Genomic DNA, 16,917 nt, shown 5'->3' on the forward strand with positions numbered 1-16,917 from the left:
GACGATTGTGAGTAATAGATCTTCCGCGCTTTTGTCCAAAAGCGTGCTGCGTGTCTCCTTAAAACCTATAGTTTATGCTAATGCTAAAAAGGTAGGCCATGGTGATTCGCGAGACGACCGTCCGCCCCATGGACGGGGCGGTCGAGCACTGAAGAATCCCCTGATGATTTACATATAAATCATCAGATTGGAGTGAACTTGCACCTTGAAGTGTGATCTGATGGAAGTGCGAACAAACATCAATCACAGGGCTTCAAGGTGCAAGTGTTAACTATCTTACATCAATCTCTCTATCAACATTGTCCAGAAATCCATCAAAAGCGACTCAATACCCTCATGGTTGCTTGCCGAGCACTTATCAACGCGGATTGCCTCACCCTAACGCATTTAGGGCGGCACATTGATGGCACCAGCACTCATACTAAGCACTCAATAAAACGCATGGATAGATTGTTGGGCAACCCGCATCTTCACCATGAAAGAATGGCTGTTTATCAGTGGCATGCAAAGTGGTTGCTAACAGCACATACGATGCCGACAATATTGGTGGATTGGTCAGATATGCGTGAAGGTCGTGAGCTTATTGCGCTACGCGCCTCTATCGCTATCAAAGGTCGCTCTATCACGCTCTACGAACGAACATTTCCGTTAGTGCTGCAAGGCACTCAAACCGCCCATAATCAGTTTTTTAATGAACTCAGAAAAGTATTATCTGACAACATCACCCCGCTGATAGTCACTGACGCGGGCTTTCGTAATCCATGGTTTCGAAAAGTCGAGCAGCTCGGTTGGTATTGGCTGGGTCGCGTTAGAGGATTGAGTGTCTATCGGCCGCATCCTTTCGGTCGCCAATTTTCACTAAAAGCGCTTTATCCCCAAGCCCGTCGTCGCGCAAAACATGTTGGGCGGGTGGCGTTATCGGTAAAGAAACCTTTGTTATGTGAGATGGTATTGTTCAAGGCCCCAAGTAAAGGCAGAAAAGGTCAGCGAAGTACGACAACAGACTGTCACCATACTGCGCAATGGACGTATGAGTTGACCGCCAAAGAGCCTTGGGCACTGGTGACTAACTTGACCATGGAAGCCATGTCGCCTCAAAAACTGGTTAATATTTACCAAAAGCGGATGCAAATAGAAGAAACCTTTAGAGATTTAAAAAGTCCCGCTTATGGCTTTGGTTTACGTCATAGCAGAACACGTTACGCGGCGAGGATGGATATACTGCTATTGATAGCATTATTGGTGCAACTGGCATTTTGGTGGGTAGGATTATATGGGGAAACACAGCAATTACAGCGGCACTTCCAAGCAAACACGATAAAGAAAAGGAATGTGCTATCAACAATCAGGATGGGCAAAGAACTGCTGCGGCGACGGCATGATTACCCCATATCAGCAGATAATTTGCTTTGTGCTGCGAAGAAACTAACTGAACTCTCATTAACTCATGGTTGTTGGGGTTATGAATTATGAGGGGATCCTACAGGGTCGAGCATCCAAGGACGGACTCGCTGCGAGTCGGTGAGTGAACACCATGGCAAGCCTGTATTAATGAATATCAGCAAATGCTCACAACTCAAGTTACAGTTCCCCTGCACTACTTCCAACACATTTCCATCTACTTTCAACATCCACCCAACAAAAATGCTCAATAACTTTATTTAACGATAACCTTCTGCCTTTCACAAAAACGCATAAATATTCTCATTTAATTCAAATTGGCTGTTGCAAAGGCTCATAAAAGCGGTTAGTTTAAATCCACTTATACGGATAGACGTCCGTAACAACGAATTCAACGCTTCACTGTATTTCGAACAGTTAAGCCAATAAAGTTAAATACCGAGAGAGTAAAATGAGCCAACTACTGAACGCTATCCACCACCATCACCACCATATGCGGTAGCCTTCGGACGCTCACTGCCGGAGGACTATATCCTTCTGGCGGACTGATTCAAGATGATCATAAACCCCTGGAAGGAATTCCGGGGGTTTTTGCATTTAGGCGTTAATTTGGGTTTTAATTTAAATAAGCAACTTTAGATATTTAATAAATTATCAATACGTTAGCTAGAACACTTAGCTAGATTTCTTAGCTAGGGCCCATTGAATGGCAAGGCGTATTAAACCGATTAAACAACACTTTTTGAATCTTTTAATTTTGATACTTTTGAGCGAGATAACACTATGACTGAATCGAACCGTTTACGCATCGCCATCCAAAAATCTGGCCGTCTTTCTACTGACTCTCAGCAACTGCTAAAAAGCTGTGGTGTTAAATTTTCCATTAATGAACAACGCCTTATCGCTCACGCTGACAATATGCCTATCGATTTACTGCGCGTTCGTGATGACGATATCCCAGGATTGGTGATGGACGGCGTGGTTGATATGGGGATCATCGGTGAAAACGTGCTCGAAGAAGAACAAATCGAGCGTCAAACTCTGAACAAACCCGCAGATTGTCTCAAACTGCGTCAGTTAGATTTCGGATCATGTCGCCTCTCGTTAGCCGTACCAACAGAATTCAGTTACGCCGATGCCTCCTCGTTAGAAGGATTACGCATCGCCACTTCTTATCCGAACCTTCTGCGCCGTTTTATGCAACAAAAAGGCATAACTTATCGCGACTGTATGTTAAAAGGCTCGGTTGAAGTCGCCCCGCGTGCCGGCCTTGCCGATGGGATTTGTGATCTCGTGTCAACGGGCGCCACCTTAGAGGCCAACGGTTTATACGAAACTGAAGTGATTTACCGCTCTATGGCCTGCATCATTCAATCGACCCAAACCCAAACACCGACTAAACAAGCACTCATCGACAAAATTCTGTCCCGCGTCAATGGCGTTATCCGCGCCCGTGAGAGCAAATATATCCTGCTGCACGCGCCAACCGAGACCTTAGATCAAATCGTCGCCCTGCTGCCCGGCGCGGAAAACCCAACCGTATTGCCATTAAATGATGATACTAACCGCGTTGCTATACACGCCGTCAGTACCGAAGATTTGTTCTGGGATACTATGGAACAGCTGACCGCACTCGGTGCCAGCTCGATTCTGGTGATGCCAATCGAAAAAATGATGGGGTAATGTATGGAAATCCTAACTTGGTCAACCTTATCAACCGCCGAGCAAAAAACGGCGCTGAAACGCTCGCCTTTAATTGGTGACAGCGGCTTAGAGCAAAGCGTTCGCGCCATTATTGATGCGGTGGCAACGCGGGGTGATGCCGCTATTGCCGAATTTAATCAAAAGTTTGATGGCTTCAATAGCGCGACTAGAGATTTAAATGGACAAGGTAGTGGTGAGCTGCGTCTGAGTGAAACCGACATTACTGCAGCAAGCGCACGAGTATCACCAGAGCTTAAAGCGGCGATCGCCAAAGCCATGGCAAACATAGATGTGTTTCACAGCGCCCAGCAATTTCGCCCGATTGATATGGAAACCGAGGCGGGAGTTCGCTGCGAGCTACGTAGCGAACCGATTGAAAAAGTGGGTTTATATATCCCCGGTGGCAGCGCACCATTAATTTCTACCGTGATGATGCTTGCCCTCCCCGCCAAGATCGCCGGCTGCGAACAAAGAGTATTGGTCAGCCCACCGCCCATCAACGATGCCATTATCTATGCAGCCAATGCCTGCGGGATCACTGAAATCTATCAAGTGGGCGGCGCACAAGCCATTGCGGCACTGGCCTTTGGCACAGAAACGATTCCGGCGGTCGATAAGATTTTTGGTCCTGGTAATCGCTACGTGACTGAAGCTAAACGCTTAGTGTCACAGGATGGCCGCTGCACTGTGTGTATCGATATGCCGGCTGGTCCTTCTGAGGTGTTGGTGATTGCCGATAGCGACGCCAATTGCGAATTTATCGCCGCCGATTTGCTTTCACAAGCTGAGCACGGCCCTGATTCACAAGTGATTTTAGTAACGGATTCGCAAGCTATCGCCGATGGCGTGAATGACGCACTGACAAGACAGCTCGCTGCTCTGCCGCGTTGTGATATAGCCACAACGGCGCTCCTCAGCAGTCGCACTTTTGTTGTTGACGATATGCAGCAAGCCGCGCAGGTTTCTAATCAATATGGGCCTGAGCACTTGATCATCCAAACGCGCTTTCCCCGTGAGGTATTGAAAAATATTCGCGCCGCGGGCTCGGTATTTTTAGGCGCTTATACACCTGAATCTGTTGGCGATTATGCCAGTGGCACCAACCACGTGCTGCCGACTTACGGTTACAGCCGCGCCGTGTCGAGCCTGTCATTAGCCGACTTTAGCCGCCGCTTTACCGTGCAGGAACTCAGTGCTAAGGGCTTAATAGGATTGGGGCAAGCAGTCATGACGTTAGCCAGTAACGAATTGCTCGATGCGCACAAAAATGCGATCGCAGTACGTTTAGCTAGCCTAGAGAAATGACCCGCCTAGATCTTAAGTGATTAGCACTTAAGTGAATAACTCTTAAGTGATTAGCCCTTAAGTTTATAAAAATAGAGCTGAGTGAAGAAAATGAGCCAAATGAGCAGCATGGAAAAGACAGCAGAACCCACAGCATTAACGGCATCAAAGTTAACACCATCAACGTTAACGCAATCGGCGCCACTAAATTTAGCCGAGCGTTTAGCGCGCCCTGAGTTACTGGATTTAACGCCCTACCAGAGTGCCCGCAGACTGGGCGGTCGTGGTGATATTTGGATCAATGCCAACGAATCGCCCTTTAATAATGTCGATACCGCAGCGCTCGATTTATCGAAATTGAATCGTTACCCAGAATGCCAACCGCCGCAGCTTATCAGTGCCTACAGCGAATATAGCGGCGTGAGCACCAGCAAGATAGTCGCCAGCCGCGGCGCCGATGAAGCGATTGAACTGTTAATTCGCGCCTTTTGTATACCAGGCGTCGACAGCATTGCCTGCTTTGGCCCGACGTACGGCATGTATGCCATCAGCGCGAACACCTTTAATGTGGGCGTTAAAGCGTTAAATCTCAGCGCGGAATATGGCTTGCCGACAAGCTATGCCGAGGACGTTCGCGGCGCAAAACTGGTGTTTATCTGCAATCCCAATAACCCGACTGGCACAGTGATCGACAAAGCCATTATCGAGCAAGCAATCAAAGCCTTGCCCGACGCGCTTGTGGTCATCGACGAAGCTTATATTGAGTTTTGCCCTGAATACAGTGTGGCGGATTTGCTGGAAAGCTATCCGAATCTAGTGGTACTGCGCACCCTGTCAAAAGCCTTCGCACTCGCCGGCGCACGCTGTGGTTTTATGCTGGCAAACGAGGCTGTAGTCGAAATCATTATGCGCGTGATTGCGCCCTATCCTGTGCCGCTACCCGTGAGTGAAGTCGCCACACAGGCTCTATCGAGCGCAGGCGTTGCGCGGATGAAAATTCAGGTAAAAGAACTCAATCAACAGGGTAAAAGACTTGCCGCGGCACTCAATCTTTACTGTGAACAATGGGGCGGCAGAGTGCTAACTCCCTATGGCAACTACGTATTGGGAGAATTTGATGATGTCGCCAAGGTCGCAGCATTACTGCAAGGCAGCGGTGTTGTCGCCCGCGCCTACAAAGACCCAAGGCTTGCTAAGGCCATCCGTTTTAGCTTTAGTTCAAAGGCAGATACCGATGTGTTAGTGAATTTATTTGAATCGCAACGCGCTGAGTTGTCATCAGAAAACGAATAATAAGTCACTGATAAAAATAATAAAAACCAATAAAAAGCGAATGCAACGCTGAAAGTTAAATCAGCTTAAGCATTAGCTAAACGAATTGAATTTGAAGGTAGAGCCATGAACCCACAATTTATCCCGAACGTTGCACAAAAAATTCTGTTTATCGACCGCGATGGCACCTTGATTGAAGAGCCCATCACCGACAAACAGGTCGATAGTCTAGCGAAACTAGTGTTCGAGCCACAGGTGATCCCCGCTTTGCTACGTCTGCAAAAGGCTGGGTTTCGTTTAGTCATGGTCAGCAATCAAGACGGCCTTGGCACACCGTCTTTCCCGCAGGAAGATTTCGACGCGCCCCACAATATGATGATGCAAATCCTCAAAAGCCAAGGGGTTAACTTTGAAGATGTGGTGATTTGCCCGCACTTTAATGATGAAAATTGCAGCTGCCGTAAACCTAAGCTTGGGCTAGTAAAAGACTATCTCACCCAAGGCTGCATCGATTTCACCCAATCGGCGGTGATTGGCGATCGCGAGACCGATGTGGAACTCGGCAATGCCATGGGCATTAAAAGCCTGAAATATCAACGCGAAACGTTGGGCTGGAACGCCATCGCCGATGCACTGCTGAATAAAGGCCGCACCGCCACGGTCGTGCGTACCACCAAAGAAACCGATATACGCGTGACAGTGGATCTCGACAGCCCTGTTAAAGGCAAAATCGACACTGGCATTGGCTTTTTCGACCACATGCTCGATCAAATTGCTACCCACGGTAATTTTAGAATGGATGTGAAAGTCGATGGCGATCTGGAAATCGACGATCACCACAGCGTCGAAGACACTGCGCTGGCCATAGGTGATGCCCTGCGCCAAGCGCTCGGCGACAAACGCGGTATTGCCCGTTTCGGCTTTAGTCTGCCGATGGACGAAGCCAAGGGTGAATGTCTGCTGGATATCTCTGGCCGCCCTTTTATCAAATTCTCGGCCGATTTTGAGCGTGAGCACGTCGGCGAAATGGCCACTGAAATGGTACCGCACTTCTTCCGCTCCTTTGCCGATGGCCTGCGCTGTACGCTGCATGTGTCGACCGAAGGCGATAACGATCACCACAAGGTTGAAGCCCTGTTTAAAGTACTCGGCCGCGCGCTACGTCAAGCAATTAAAGTCGAAGGCGATATTCTGCCATCGAGTAAAGGCGTGCTTTAAGGCATCAGCATAAATGGTTTAAGAGGTTAGAATGCAACAAGACACTCTATTAACAGCTGGCCAGCAATTAACAGCAAATGCATCATCAGATGCTGAAACCGTCATCATAGACACGGGCTGTGCCAATTTAAACTCAGTACGTTTCGCCTTCGAGCGTTTAGGCGCGAAGGTATTGGTCACAGACGATAAAGCCAAAATCAAAGCGGCAAAACGTGTGGTACTGCCGGGTGTGGGGACGGCGGGAGCAGCCATGGCGTCCTTACATGAAAAAGGCTTAGTCGAACTCATTCAAGGCCTGACTCAACCAGTGCTGGGCGTATGTCTTGGCATGCAAATGTTGGCAGCGATTTCTAAGGAGCGCGGCGGAAAAGGTCAAGATTGCGAGTGCTTAGGCATAATCCCCACCGACATTTGCGAGCTGGATACGCAATTACTCAAAGCTGAAAACTTACCTTTGCCGCACATGGGCTGGAACCAACTTAAGCTAACGACAAACTCACAAGGCGCCAAAACCCCTAGCGTTCACCCGCTATTTGCGGGCATTGAAGATGGCAGTTATGTGTATTTCGTCCACAGTTACCGCGCGCCATTGAGCGAATTCACCTTAGCCCAATGTTCCTATGGTGAAGGTTTTAGCGCCGCCATTGGCAAAGGCAACTTTATGGGCGTGCAGTTCCACCCCGAAAAAAGTGCCGCCGTGGGCGCGCAAATTCTGCGTAACTTTTTACAGATGGACGAGTTACAGATGAACAAAGCTCTGGTGAACAAAGCGCTGCGAAGCAACTCTGCTGATGGCCAAGCTGGTGTAAAGAAGGCTGACCAATGAATAAATTACTCAATAAAAAAATAAATACTAATGAACAACTTACAAATAAATCAATCGGGGATTTAAGCTTATGATTATTCCTGCGATTGATTTAATTGATGGCAATGTCGTCCGCCTTTATCAAGGCGATTACGGCCAGCAGACCACCTTTGATTTAAGTCCTTTGGCGCAGCTGCAATCCTACGAGGCACAAGGCGCTAAGTGGTTGCATATCGTTGATTTAACGGGCGCGAAAGATCCCGCGAAACGCCAAACTCGCCTTATCAGTGAATTAGTGGCGGGACTAAACGCCAATATTCAAGTGGGCGGCGGTATTCGTACTGAAGAACAAGTCACTGAATTATTAGCTATCGGTGTAAAACGTGTGGTAATTGGCTCACTGGCGGTGAAAGAACCTGAGTTAGTCAAACAATGGTTTATCAAATACGGCAGCGAAGCGATTTGCCTCGCGCTCGATGTCAATATCAACCAGCACGGTGAGAAAATGGTCGCCGTATCCGGTTGGCAAAGTGGTGGCGGTAAGAGTTTAGAATCCCTCGTAGAAACCTTTAGCGCTGTCGGCTTAAAACACGCGCTAGTGACTGACATTAGCCGTGACGGCACCTTAACGGGCGCCAATACCGCGCTTTATCAAGAAATTGCAGCAAGCTATCCCGATATCGCTTGGCAAGCCTCCGGCGGTATTGCGACCCTTGATGATGTTGCCGCCGTGCGTGATAGCGGTGCTGCGGGCATCATTATCGGTAAAGCCTTGCTTATCAATCAGTTTAACGTGGTGGAGGCAATCCAATGCTGGCCAAACGACTAGTCCCCTGTTTAGATGTGAAAGACGGTAAAGTAGTGAAAGGCGTACAGTTTCGTAACCACGAAATTGTCGGCGATATCGTGCCCTTAGCCGCGCGTTATGCCGAAGAAGGCGCCGATGAGCTGGTGTTTTATGACATTACCGCCAGCGCCCACGAACGTGTGGTCGATAAATCGTGGGTGAGCCGCGTGGCGGAGCAGATTGATATTCCCTTCTGCGTGGCAGGTGGCATTAAAACCATTAGCCAAGCCCGTGAATTATTAGCCTTTGGGGCGGATAAGATTTCGATTAACTCGCCCGCCTTAACTGATCCGAGTCTGATCTCGCGCCTGCAGGACGAGTTCGGCCGCCAATGTATCGTGATTGGTATCGACTCCTTTTTCGATGCCACCAGCAACAGCTATAAGGTAAAGCAATTTACCGGCGATGAAGCGGCAACTAAGGATACCCAGTGGTTCACCCAAGACTGGGTTGAAGAAGTACAGAAACGAGGTTGTGGTGAAATCGTGCTCAATGTGATGAACCAAGATGGCGTGCGCGGCGGCTATGATATCAAGCAGTTAAGTCTTGTTCGTGCCATCTGTGACGTACCTTTAATTGCCTCTGGCGGTGCAGGGACTATGGCGCATTTTCGCGATGTATTTATTGAAGCTAAGGTCGATGCGGCGCTGGCGGCGAGCGTATTCCACAAGGCGATTATCAACATAGGTGAATTAAAAGCCTATTTAGCGGCCGAAGGGATCGCGATTAGACGCTAGAGCGGTTCTAGGTTCTACAAACAGATTAAGAGTGAATACTATGTCAACGCAAACAAACACTAAGTCGGATTTTAGCCCTGTTCAAGTTAATGAGCTGGATTGGAATAAACAGGATGGGCTTATTCCTGCCGTTATCCAAAATCACTTATCGGGCAAGGTATTAATGCTCGGTTATATGGATAAGGCCGCGCTGGAAAAAACCTTGAGCACAGGTGATGTCACCTTTTTCAGCCGTTCAAAACAGCGCTTATGGACCAAGGGTGAAACCTCTGGCAATACGCTAAGATTGGTGGCTATCGATAAAGACTGCGATAACGATAGCCTGTTAGTGCAAGTGCTCCCCAACGGCCCAACCTGCCACAAAGGCACCGAAAGTTGCTGGTTAGATGACAATGCGCACCCCTTTTTGAACAACCTCGCCAGCTTAATCGCCTCACGTAAAGGGCAAAGTGCCGATTCCAGTTACACGGCGTCTTTGTTTGCGCGCGGCACAAAACGTATCGCCCAAAAGGTCGGAGAAGAAGGTCTTGAAACCGCCCTTGCCGCCGCGACCCACGATAAGGAAGAGCTGGTTAACGAAGCCTCAGATCTTATCTATCACTTGCTGGTATTGCTTGAAGATCAACACTTAAGCCTCAGTGACATCACAGCAAACTTGCTGGCAAGACATGAAAAAGCGCTACGGAGTAAAGCATAATCTGCTCACTGATTCTGATTTCACACTAGTCACTGACATCTAGAAATGCCGCCCGCTTAAATCAAGTCGGCGGCATTTTTTATCGCGCGATTCCCTCAAGTGCCATTGCCGCAATGTAAACAATGAATATCTTGCGCCTTAATCCTGTGACAAAAAATAATCAAAATACTGTTGTAATGGTTGACAAGTACATTTCAGTTCCCTATGGTAACCTCCGTTGCCGTTAGGTTATTAAGGCAAGGCATCAAAACACTTATCCGTTTTTACTCAACACACGCTAAGGCAAGTTTTATGTGTTTCACACCCTTTTATACTCCCTATCTGTAGCCGCAATGGATATACCCAAGCTACCTGAAGATACGAGTTTCAGAGCGCCTAGGGGGCTTCAATTCAAGGCGCATCAATGACAGAATGTCGACCACCTTTTGAATTGATGCAACACGGGAGTGGAGTACCCTAGACGCTCCGTCCCGGCGGGTTTTAACGCACTTTATGCGGTGTTGGTTATTTTTAACTTAGCCCGCTAGGTCTGCAAATAACCGCCTTGCCTAAAGTGCGTTAAACTCCCTCTGAATCCTGCATCTTCAGGTTGTTTGGGTATAAAGGCACCTCGCCTGACCTTCCATTGTGGCCATATCCTTTCGGATCCGCTGAGCGCCACTGTCTCATTTGCTTAAATCATTTTGTGCTTGAATCGCATCAAAATCCTTTAAGACGGTTGCTTTAGGATCAAGTCTTTATCTCTTTTTCTTGCGACACGCTTTTGAGATCATGTTATGACACAGAATAAAATTTTCGGCAGTTTACTGCTTATCGCCGGCACCACAATCGGCGCGGGTATGCTGGCTTTGCCTATCGCATCGGCTGGACTCGGTTTTGGCACCTCCTCCGCCATTATGCTCATCCTATGGGCGCTGATGGCCTACACGGCACTGCTTATGGTGGAAATACATCAATTCGCCCCCAGCGATGCCAGCCTTAATCACTTAGCGCAGCGCTTATTGGGTCGTAAGGGCCAGTTGATCGCCAATAGCGCCTTGATGTTTTTACTGTACGCCCTCTGCGCCGCCTACATTGCTGGCGGCGGCGAGCAAGTGAACCAAAAGCTGAGCACTTGGCTAGGACTAAATTTGCCACCGCAGGCGGGTGCAATCCTATTCACCCTGCTGGTTGGCGCCATTGTGGGCATGGGAACCCACTGTGTGGATCTCATCAATCGCGGTTTATTTGCCCTTAAGCTATTGGCATTATTGCTTATGTTGGCCTTGTTACTGCCGCAGGTTGAAAGCCCACATTTGCTCGAACTCCCGCTCAACCAAGGCCTAATTATCACGGCTATTCCGGTGATTTTTACCTCCTTTGGTTTTCACGGTTCGATTCCATCAGTGGTGCGTTACTTAGGGGTTGAGGTGAAAGCCCTGCGCAGGATCATGCTACTCGGCTCCGCTTTACCACTGGTCATTTATCTTTTGTGGCAAGTAGGTAGCCAAGGTGTACTGAGCCAAAGCCAATTGCTCGAAAATCAGAGCTTATCGAGCTTTATCAATCAACTGGCAAGCGTACTGCACAGCGAATACTTAAGCAGCGCGATCAGTTTGTTTGCCGATCTCGCTCTTGCTACTTCGTTTTTAGGGGTGAGTTTAGGCTTGTTCGATTTTATGGCCTCGACCTTAAGGCGTGAGGATGATTTTTCTGGTCGTAGCCTAACCGCTGCCATCACCTTTTTACCGCCCTTAGGTTTTGCCCTCTTCTACCCACAAGGTTTTATCACAGCCTTGGGTTACGCAGCGATTGCGCTGGTGATCCTCGCCATCTTTTTACCTGTGGCCATGGTGTGGACACAGCGCCAGACGAGGGACGCGGCCAATATGCCGACGGGATATCGGGTCGCGGGCGGCAAGTTTGCCTTAATGCTCGCCACACTTTGCGGAATTGTGGTGATCGCCGCCCAGATATTTAGCTAGCCGCAATTCACTCACCAAGAGTGAGTTAACCAAAAGTTAGCTAGCCCGAATAAAAGATGAAGTACAAGAGCCTGTAAAACCTCAACTATTGACAGCAGGCGCTTGTCTATTCAATCATCCTTTCACATTAGTCAGCTAAGCCCTTGAGTGTTAAACTGCCTCAAGTGCTCGTGCGCGATATAAAAGCTCCGAAGTAACCGAACAAAGTAAAAGTGCCAATGAAATATACACATTCGTGTATTTTTGCACTGCTAAAGCACGAGTTTGATCAGGGCTCAGTCAATAAAGGATAAATATCAAACCCAATGCCAATCCACAACAAGCCAAGCCGTGGCAATGCCTCTGATAGCAAGACACTTCAGCACGAGGCAATGCAGATATCCGCTGACCCTCGCACTGGTGCTTTAGGTTTTGGAACGGATACTCATGTTGCTGCGCAAAATCGCCGTAAATTCCCCCTAAAAAAAACCTTATTGGCGACCAGCTTAACGGGCATCTTGGCGGGCGTGGCGTTAACCGTTTGGATTGTAAATACCCAGGCTGAACAACTCATCATACGGGCGGCAAATTTTGCCCTCACAGGTATGGACAGCGAACTGATTGACATTGAATTAGGGCAAAGTCAGTTAGAACATTGGCAAATTACCTCTGCCAATCTGAGGGTGCATGATAGCCATATCAAGCTTAATGATTTGAATATTCAGCTAAAACTTGACTGGCCACAGAGTTTTGCCGAACTTAAACAGTTCAGCCAAGCCTCTTACCTCACTCAAAAAATCACCCAAATATCCACAGGTGATATTGAAGTCGAGTTAGGGCAATCACTGTTTTTACCCAATCGGAATGCCATCGATGAACAAGGCCCCGCATTGGCCTTAGATATCAAATCACTACCACTCATCGATATCGGAAAAACCAGCCTTATTCTCAACTCCCACCATCTCAACACCCATAATGATTTACCCGCCTATCGTTTGGTAATGGATAAGTTGAGCCTTAACGGCGCAGGGGAAATCAACAGCGAGTTTAGCCATGCAGGCGAAAGCATCGCCATACTTAAAGCCACACTCGAAACCAACAAATGGCAACTCATGAGTCAAATCCAGCTCGCGCCGCTGCTTGCAAGCTTGCATCAAATCAGCCTAAGGCAAGCGCAGGACAGTGTACTGAGTCCGTTAACTGAGCTTGATAAAGATTGGCAAGCGTTAGCGATTGATTTACAAGGCCAATTGATATCCAACAGCAGTATCACATTAACCTCAGGCGAGCTTATCAGTGAGCATCAGTTAATCGAGCCAAAGCTGACCTTTAATCAGTTGGCTGCGCTGCAACTTGCACCTAAACCCGAGCTTGGGTCAAAACCTAAGTTAGCATTTAAGATTGCCGGACATTTAGCCGAACTTGACCTAAGCCTTGAACCCTTGACCTTAGCCTTGACGCCAAATGCCGCGCAGCAACAGCGATTGATGCAGCTGCTCGATGAGACGCTGGCTAAACCTTCATCTCAGTCAGTATCTGAACCAGTATCTCAACCGATAGCGGAGCAAGTGCCTGATCCGCTAGCAAGTCAAATCGCTAAGCTACTATCGGGGCTCAAAAGTACAGATACACCTGTGGGGATCGCACTGACATTGCCTGAAGCCCTCCACTATCCGCTGACTCACATTCCGCAAGATGTGCACTTAGCTAATCCCCTTGCGATTAAACTTCCTCGAGTGAAGCTTAAGACCTTAGGCAGTAAGCTAGATACCCAAGTCGATTTGGCCAATGTTGAAATCACAAAATCAACCGAAGCACTGTCCTTCAAAACAGATTGGCGCCTTAGTACGAGGCAAACAGGCTCAATGCAATTATCTGAATTGTGGGCAAATCCGCCGCAGGATTTTAGCTGGAATAATAGTCAGTTAACGACAGCAGGCACATTTAACTTAGTTCAGACGCCAAGTTCAACCGATTGGCAATTTATCACTGCTGCTACCGAATCGACTGAACTGACTCAATCAGCAAAAAAAAATACTGGCAACACGCTACAGTTCGCCGTGGGTGAGCTTAAGCGTATTAGCATGCAAAATAAAAATGCGGCTAAACATGCAGAGTTTAGCCTTGGTAGTATCGCGATAAATGCCCTTGCGCCGCTGAACATAAGCTCGCTGCAAAGCACTCATACTCAGAGTTCTGGTATTCAAAACGCTAGCATTCAGAAAGTCAGTCCAGCGCAAAGCTCAGTACCCACATCTGATACCGCAAACAGGTTAACCCTTGCCATACCACCTTTAACCTTAGCACTGGAGCAACTGTATTTTTCGCAGACCAAACAGACTTTAGTGACAGATGGTGTCGTCACTGAGGCTAATGCGGATAAAAATGCTAGCACTAGCATCATAACGAAAACCGATATGAATGCGGGCCATTTCTCGATTGCATTACAAAAAGCCATGTCATTTGAGCTTAAACCCGATATCGAAGCGCTGTTCGACTCAATACTCGCTACCACTTGGCGTAATCAACTCGCATGGCAAGCAAGTCAGCTTAATATCGAAAAACAGCTCAGCAGCAAAGGCCGCAGCCGCAAAGAAACCGTACTTAAGCTGGACAAGTTAACGCTGGCACAAAGCTTAGATTGGAAAAATAATACGCTCTTTGGTGATGAGCATTGGCAAGTGGGCACTGTTGAGCTGCAAAGCCAACACAAGTTGAACCTTGCCACCGCGAACAATCCCTTAGTGTTAACGGGCCAATGGGTAGTCAACACTAGCATGACCGAGGCGCTAGCCTTGCTCAATCAAACCCAACCCTTACCATCTGAGCTTAATGTCACAGGTAATAACCAATTACAGGCGCAGTTTAATTTAACCCAACAGCGCGATCAGACCCAATTTGCCATGCAAATAACTCAATCGATGACAGAACTTGAAGGCTTTTATAAAGACATCATTTTTGAGGGGGGAAAACTGCAAGCGCAATGTGAGTTTACTTGGGGGCAATCTTATAAAAAAGAGTCTCATAACAAGTCACAGGATAAAGGCTATTTTAGCAGCCTCAGTAAGCTCAATTGCCCGCAGACGCTGATGACCTTTAACTTATTTGATCCAGGCTTCCCACTGACCGATATCGAAGTGGAAGCCGATATCGCCCTTGGCAAAGATGCCGAGAAATTGCCCGACAATTGGATACAACAACTCACAGGCTTAAGTGACACCGATGTTTCCATGACCGCCAAAGGCAAAGTGCTCAGCGGCCAGTTTCTGCTGCCAGAATTTAATCTTAAATTGCAGGATAAATCCCATGCCTATCTGTTACTGCAGGCCATGAGTCTAGAAGAGGTCCTGCGTATTCAACCGCAAATTGGCATCTATGCCGACGGCATATTCGATGGCGTGTTGCCCGTCGATTTAATCAACGGCAAAGTGTCGATCACTGGCGGGCAATTAGCCGCGCGCGCACCCGGCGGCCTCATCGCTATCTCAGGCAACCCCGCCGTTGAACAGATGCGCCAATCCCAACCGTATCTAGACTTTGTCTTTTCGACGTTAGAACACTTACAATACAGTCAATTATCAAGCAGCTTTGATATGGACCAAGCCGGTGATGCTAAACTACTCGTCGAAGTGAAAGGCCGCGGTGAAGGGATTGAACGCCCTATCCACTTGAATTACTCCCACGAAGAGAACATGCTGCAATTATTTAGAAGTCTGCAAATTGGTAATGACTTGCAGGACAGAATCGAAAAATCAGTGAAGTAACAAGGAAACCTCAGTGAAGATAATTCAATTACAACAAATTAGCATAGGTCCCCGAAGCGCGCTTATCGCATTGGTAGCCCTAGCCTCATTGCAGGGCTGTACGCCCACAGTAAAAATAGAACCGCCGGATAAACCTATCGTTATCAATCTCAATGTGAAAATTGAACATGAGATACGGATCAAAGTAGATAAGGAATTAGACCAACTCCTGTCAGACGATAAGCTGTTCTAATTAAATAAGAATTGAGGAATCACCATGAAATCAATCCGACTAAAAACAAAGTTATTATTGCTATTAACCCTCAGCGTCTTAAGCCTAAGCGCCTTTGCCATGTCACTTCAAGAAGCTAAATCACAGGGCTATTTAGGGGAACAAGCCAACGGCTACTTGGGATTAGTGCAAGCCAATCCCGAAGCCAAAGTCGTGATGGACGACGTAAATAACAAACGTCGCGCACACTACGAAACCATTGCCAAGAAGAACAAACTCTCCCCTGCCGACGTCGCTAAACTCGCCGGTGAAAAAGCCATAGCCGCCACAGATAAAGGCAACTATGTACAAGATGCCAAAGGCAAATGGATTAAAAAGTAGTCCGCTTTCTAAGGCTCTAGCGCGTAAAAACAAAACGAATAGATATAAACAAAACGCCTGCAGTAGCAGGCATTTTTATGGGTGGATTTGTCGATAACTGGATAGATGATTTACTTAACTAAAAGCTAACTGACGACAAAATAATTAATATTAATTTTCATTGCTTCCCCAGTCACTCGCCTTCCTATTTCTAGTAAGAAGCATCCCACATTAATACAACAATTTTTCATGCCTGTAATTTGCCCACATGACATAACCTAAAACAATACAACCTGATAGCAAAAGAAAAACTCTGGTATTTTCGGTGTCAGGGATAGCTTGAAAGACAGAGTTTAGCCATAACGGGAAAAATATTCCAATAGGGATAACAGTGACGATGAACAATGCAGAAATAAAGTAGCAAATAAGAATGTTGCCGATGCCGCGTGGTTTAGGCCATCCAAAGCGCAAATTCATAGATTTATGCAATTTAACCAAAAATGTAATCGTGGCTAGGTAGATTATGATTCCTACAATAAACAATATATCTATCATGTTCAATTTGGCTTATAACGCCGCTATCAATTGCGGCAAAAAGTGGAGTAAGTGAAGCGAACGTAACTTTTTGACGTCAATTACATAGCTTGGTTAGGCTTCCGTCACTTCTAGGATTA

Annotated in this window: 13 protein-coding genes; all 13 read left to right on the forward strand. The window is 47.4% G+C overall.

Annotation, left to right across the window (positions count from 1 at the left end; genetic code table 11):
- The first annotated feature begins 258 nt into the window (after nt 1-258).
- Nucleotides 259-1,473, forward strand: coding sequence for an IS4 family transposase (locus tag L5M40_RS01915; protein ID WP_263256207.1), 1,215 nt, complete (start codon nt 259-261; stop codon nt 1,471-1,473).
- 711 nt (nt 1,474-2,184) lie between these two features.
- Nucleotides 2,185-3,084, forward strand: a complete 900-nt coding sequence (gene hisG / locus L5M40_RS01920; RefSeq protein ID WP_006086295.1) for an ATP phosphoribosyltransferase — start codon at nt 2,185-2,187, stop codon at nt 3,082-3,084.
- A gap of 3 nt (nt 3,085-3,087) precedes the next feature.
- Nucleotides 3,088-4,410 (forward strand): histidinol dehydrogenase, encoded by a 1,323-nt coding sequence (gene hisD / locus L5M40_RS01925; RefSeq protein ID WP_263176732.1) that lies wholly within the window; start codon nt 3,088-3,090, stop codon nt 4,408-4,410.
- A 90-nt stretch (nt 4,411-4,500) separates the two neighbouring features.
- Complete coding sequence (hisC, locus tag L5M40_RS01930) at nt 4,501-5,682, forward strand: histidinol-phosphate transaminase (protein WP_263176734.1); 1,182 nt, start codon at nt 4,501-4,503, stop codon at nt 5,680-5,682.
- Between the two features lie 105 nt (nt 5,683-5,787).
- Nucleotides 5,788-6,879, forward strand: coding sequence for a bifunctional histidinol-phosphatase/imidazoleglycerol-phosphate dehydratase HisB (gene hisB / locus L5M40_RS01935; RefSeq protein ID WP_263176735.1), 1,092 nt, complete (start codon nt 5,788-5,790; stop codon nt 6,877-6,879).
- A gap of 31 nt (nt 6,880-6,910) precedes the next feature.
- The gene (gene hisH / locus L5M40_RS01940; RefSeq protein WP_263176736.1) at nt 6,911-7,705 is read left to right on the forward strand and encodes an imidazole glycerol phosphate synthase subunit HisH; all 795 of its coding nucleotides are present in this window, start codon (nt 6,911-6,913) and stop codon (nt 7,703-7,705) included.
- A gap of 70 nt (nt 7,706-7,775) precedes the next feature.
- Complete coding sequence (gene hisA, locus L5M40_RS01945) at nt 7,776-8,513, forward strand: 1-(5-phosphoribosyl)-5-[(5-phosphoribosylamino)methylideneamino]imidazole-4-carboxamide isomerase (protein ID WP_263176738.1); 738 nt, start codon at nt 7,776-7,778, stop codon at nt 8,511-8,513.
- Nucleotides 8,495-9,268: an imidazole glycerol phosphate synthase subunit HisF gene (gene hisF / locus L5M40_RS01950; protein ID WP_006081894.1), complete on the forward strand. Its 774-nt coding sequence runs from the start codon at nt 8,495-8,497 to the stop codon at nt 9,266-9,268. Before hisA ends, hisF begins: the two co-directional genes overlap by 19 nt.
- 40 nt (nt 9,269-9,308) lie before the next feature.
- A complete protein-coding gene (gene hisIE / locus L5M40_RS01955; protein ID WP_263176739.1) occupies nt 9,309-9,965 on the forward strand; it encodes a bifunctional phosphoribosyl-AMP cyclohydrolase/phosphoribosyl-ATP diphosphatase HisIE in 657 nt (218 codons plus the stop codon).
- Between the two features lie 776 nt (nt 9,966-10,741).
- A complete protein-coding gene (locus tag L5M40_RS01960) occupies nt 10,742-11,929 on the forward strand; it encodes an aromatic amino acid transport family protein (RefSeq protein ID WP_263176740.1) in 1,188 nt (395 codons plus the stop codon).
- Between the two features lie 305 nt (nt 11,930-12,234).
- Nucleotides 12,235-15,672 carry a YdbH domain-containing protein gene (locus L5M40_RS01965; RefSeq protein ID WP_263256208.1) on the forward strand — a complete coding sequence of 1,146 codons (3,438 nt, stop codon included), beginning with the start codon at nt 12,235-12,237 and terminating at the stop codon, nt 15,670-15,672.
- Nucleotides 15,673-15,685: 13 nt separating this feature from the next.
- Nucleotides 15,686-15,904: a YnbE family lipoprotein gene (locus L5M40_RS01970; RefSeq protein ID WP_263256210.1), complete on the forward strand. Its 219-nt coding sequence runs from the start codon at nt 15,686-15,688 to the stop codon at nt 15,902-15,904.
- A gap of 24 nt (nt 15,905-15,928) precedes the next feature.
- Nucleotides 15,929-16,264 (forward strand): YdbL family protein, encoded by a 336-nt coding sequence (locus tag L5M40_RS01975; protein WP_173244577.1) that lies wholly within the window; start codon nt 15,929-15,931, stop codon nt 16,262-16,264.
- Nucleotides 16,265-16,917 lie beyond the last annotated feature (653 nt).

It is taken from the genome of Shewanella sp. SM68, assembly GCF_025653925.1.
GTDB lineage: Bacteria > Pseudomonadota > Gammaproteobacteria > Enterobacterales > Shewanellaceae > Shewanella > Shewanella oncorhynchi.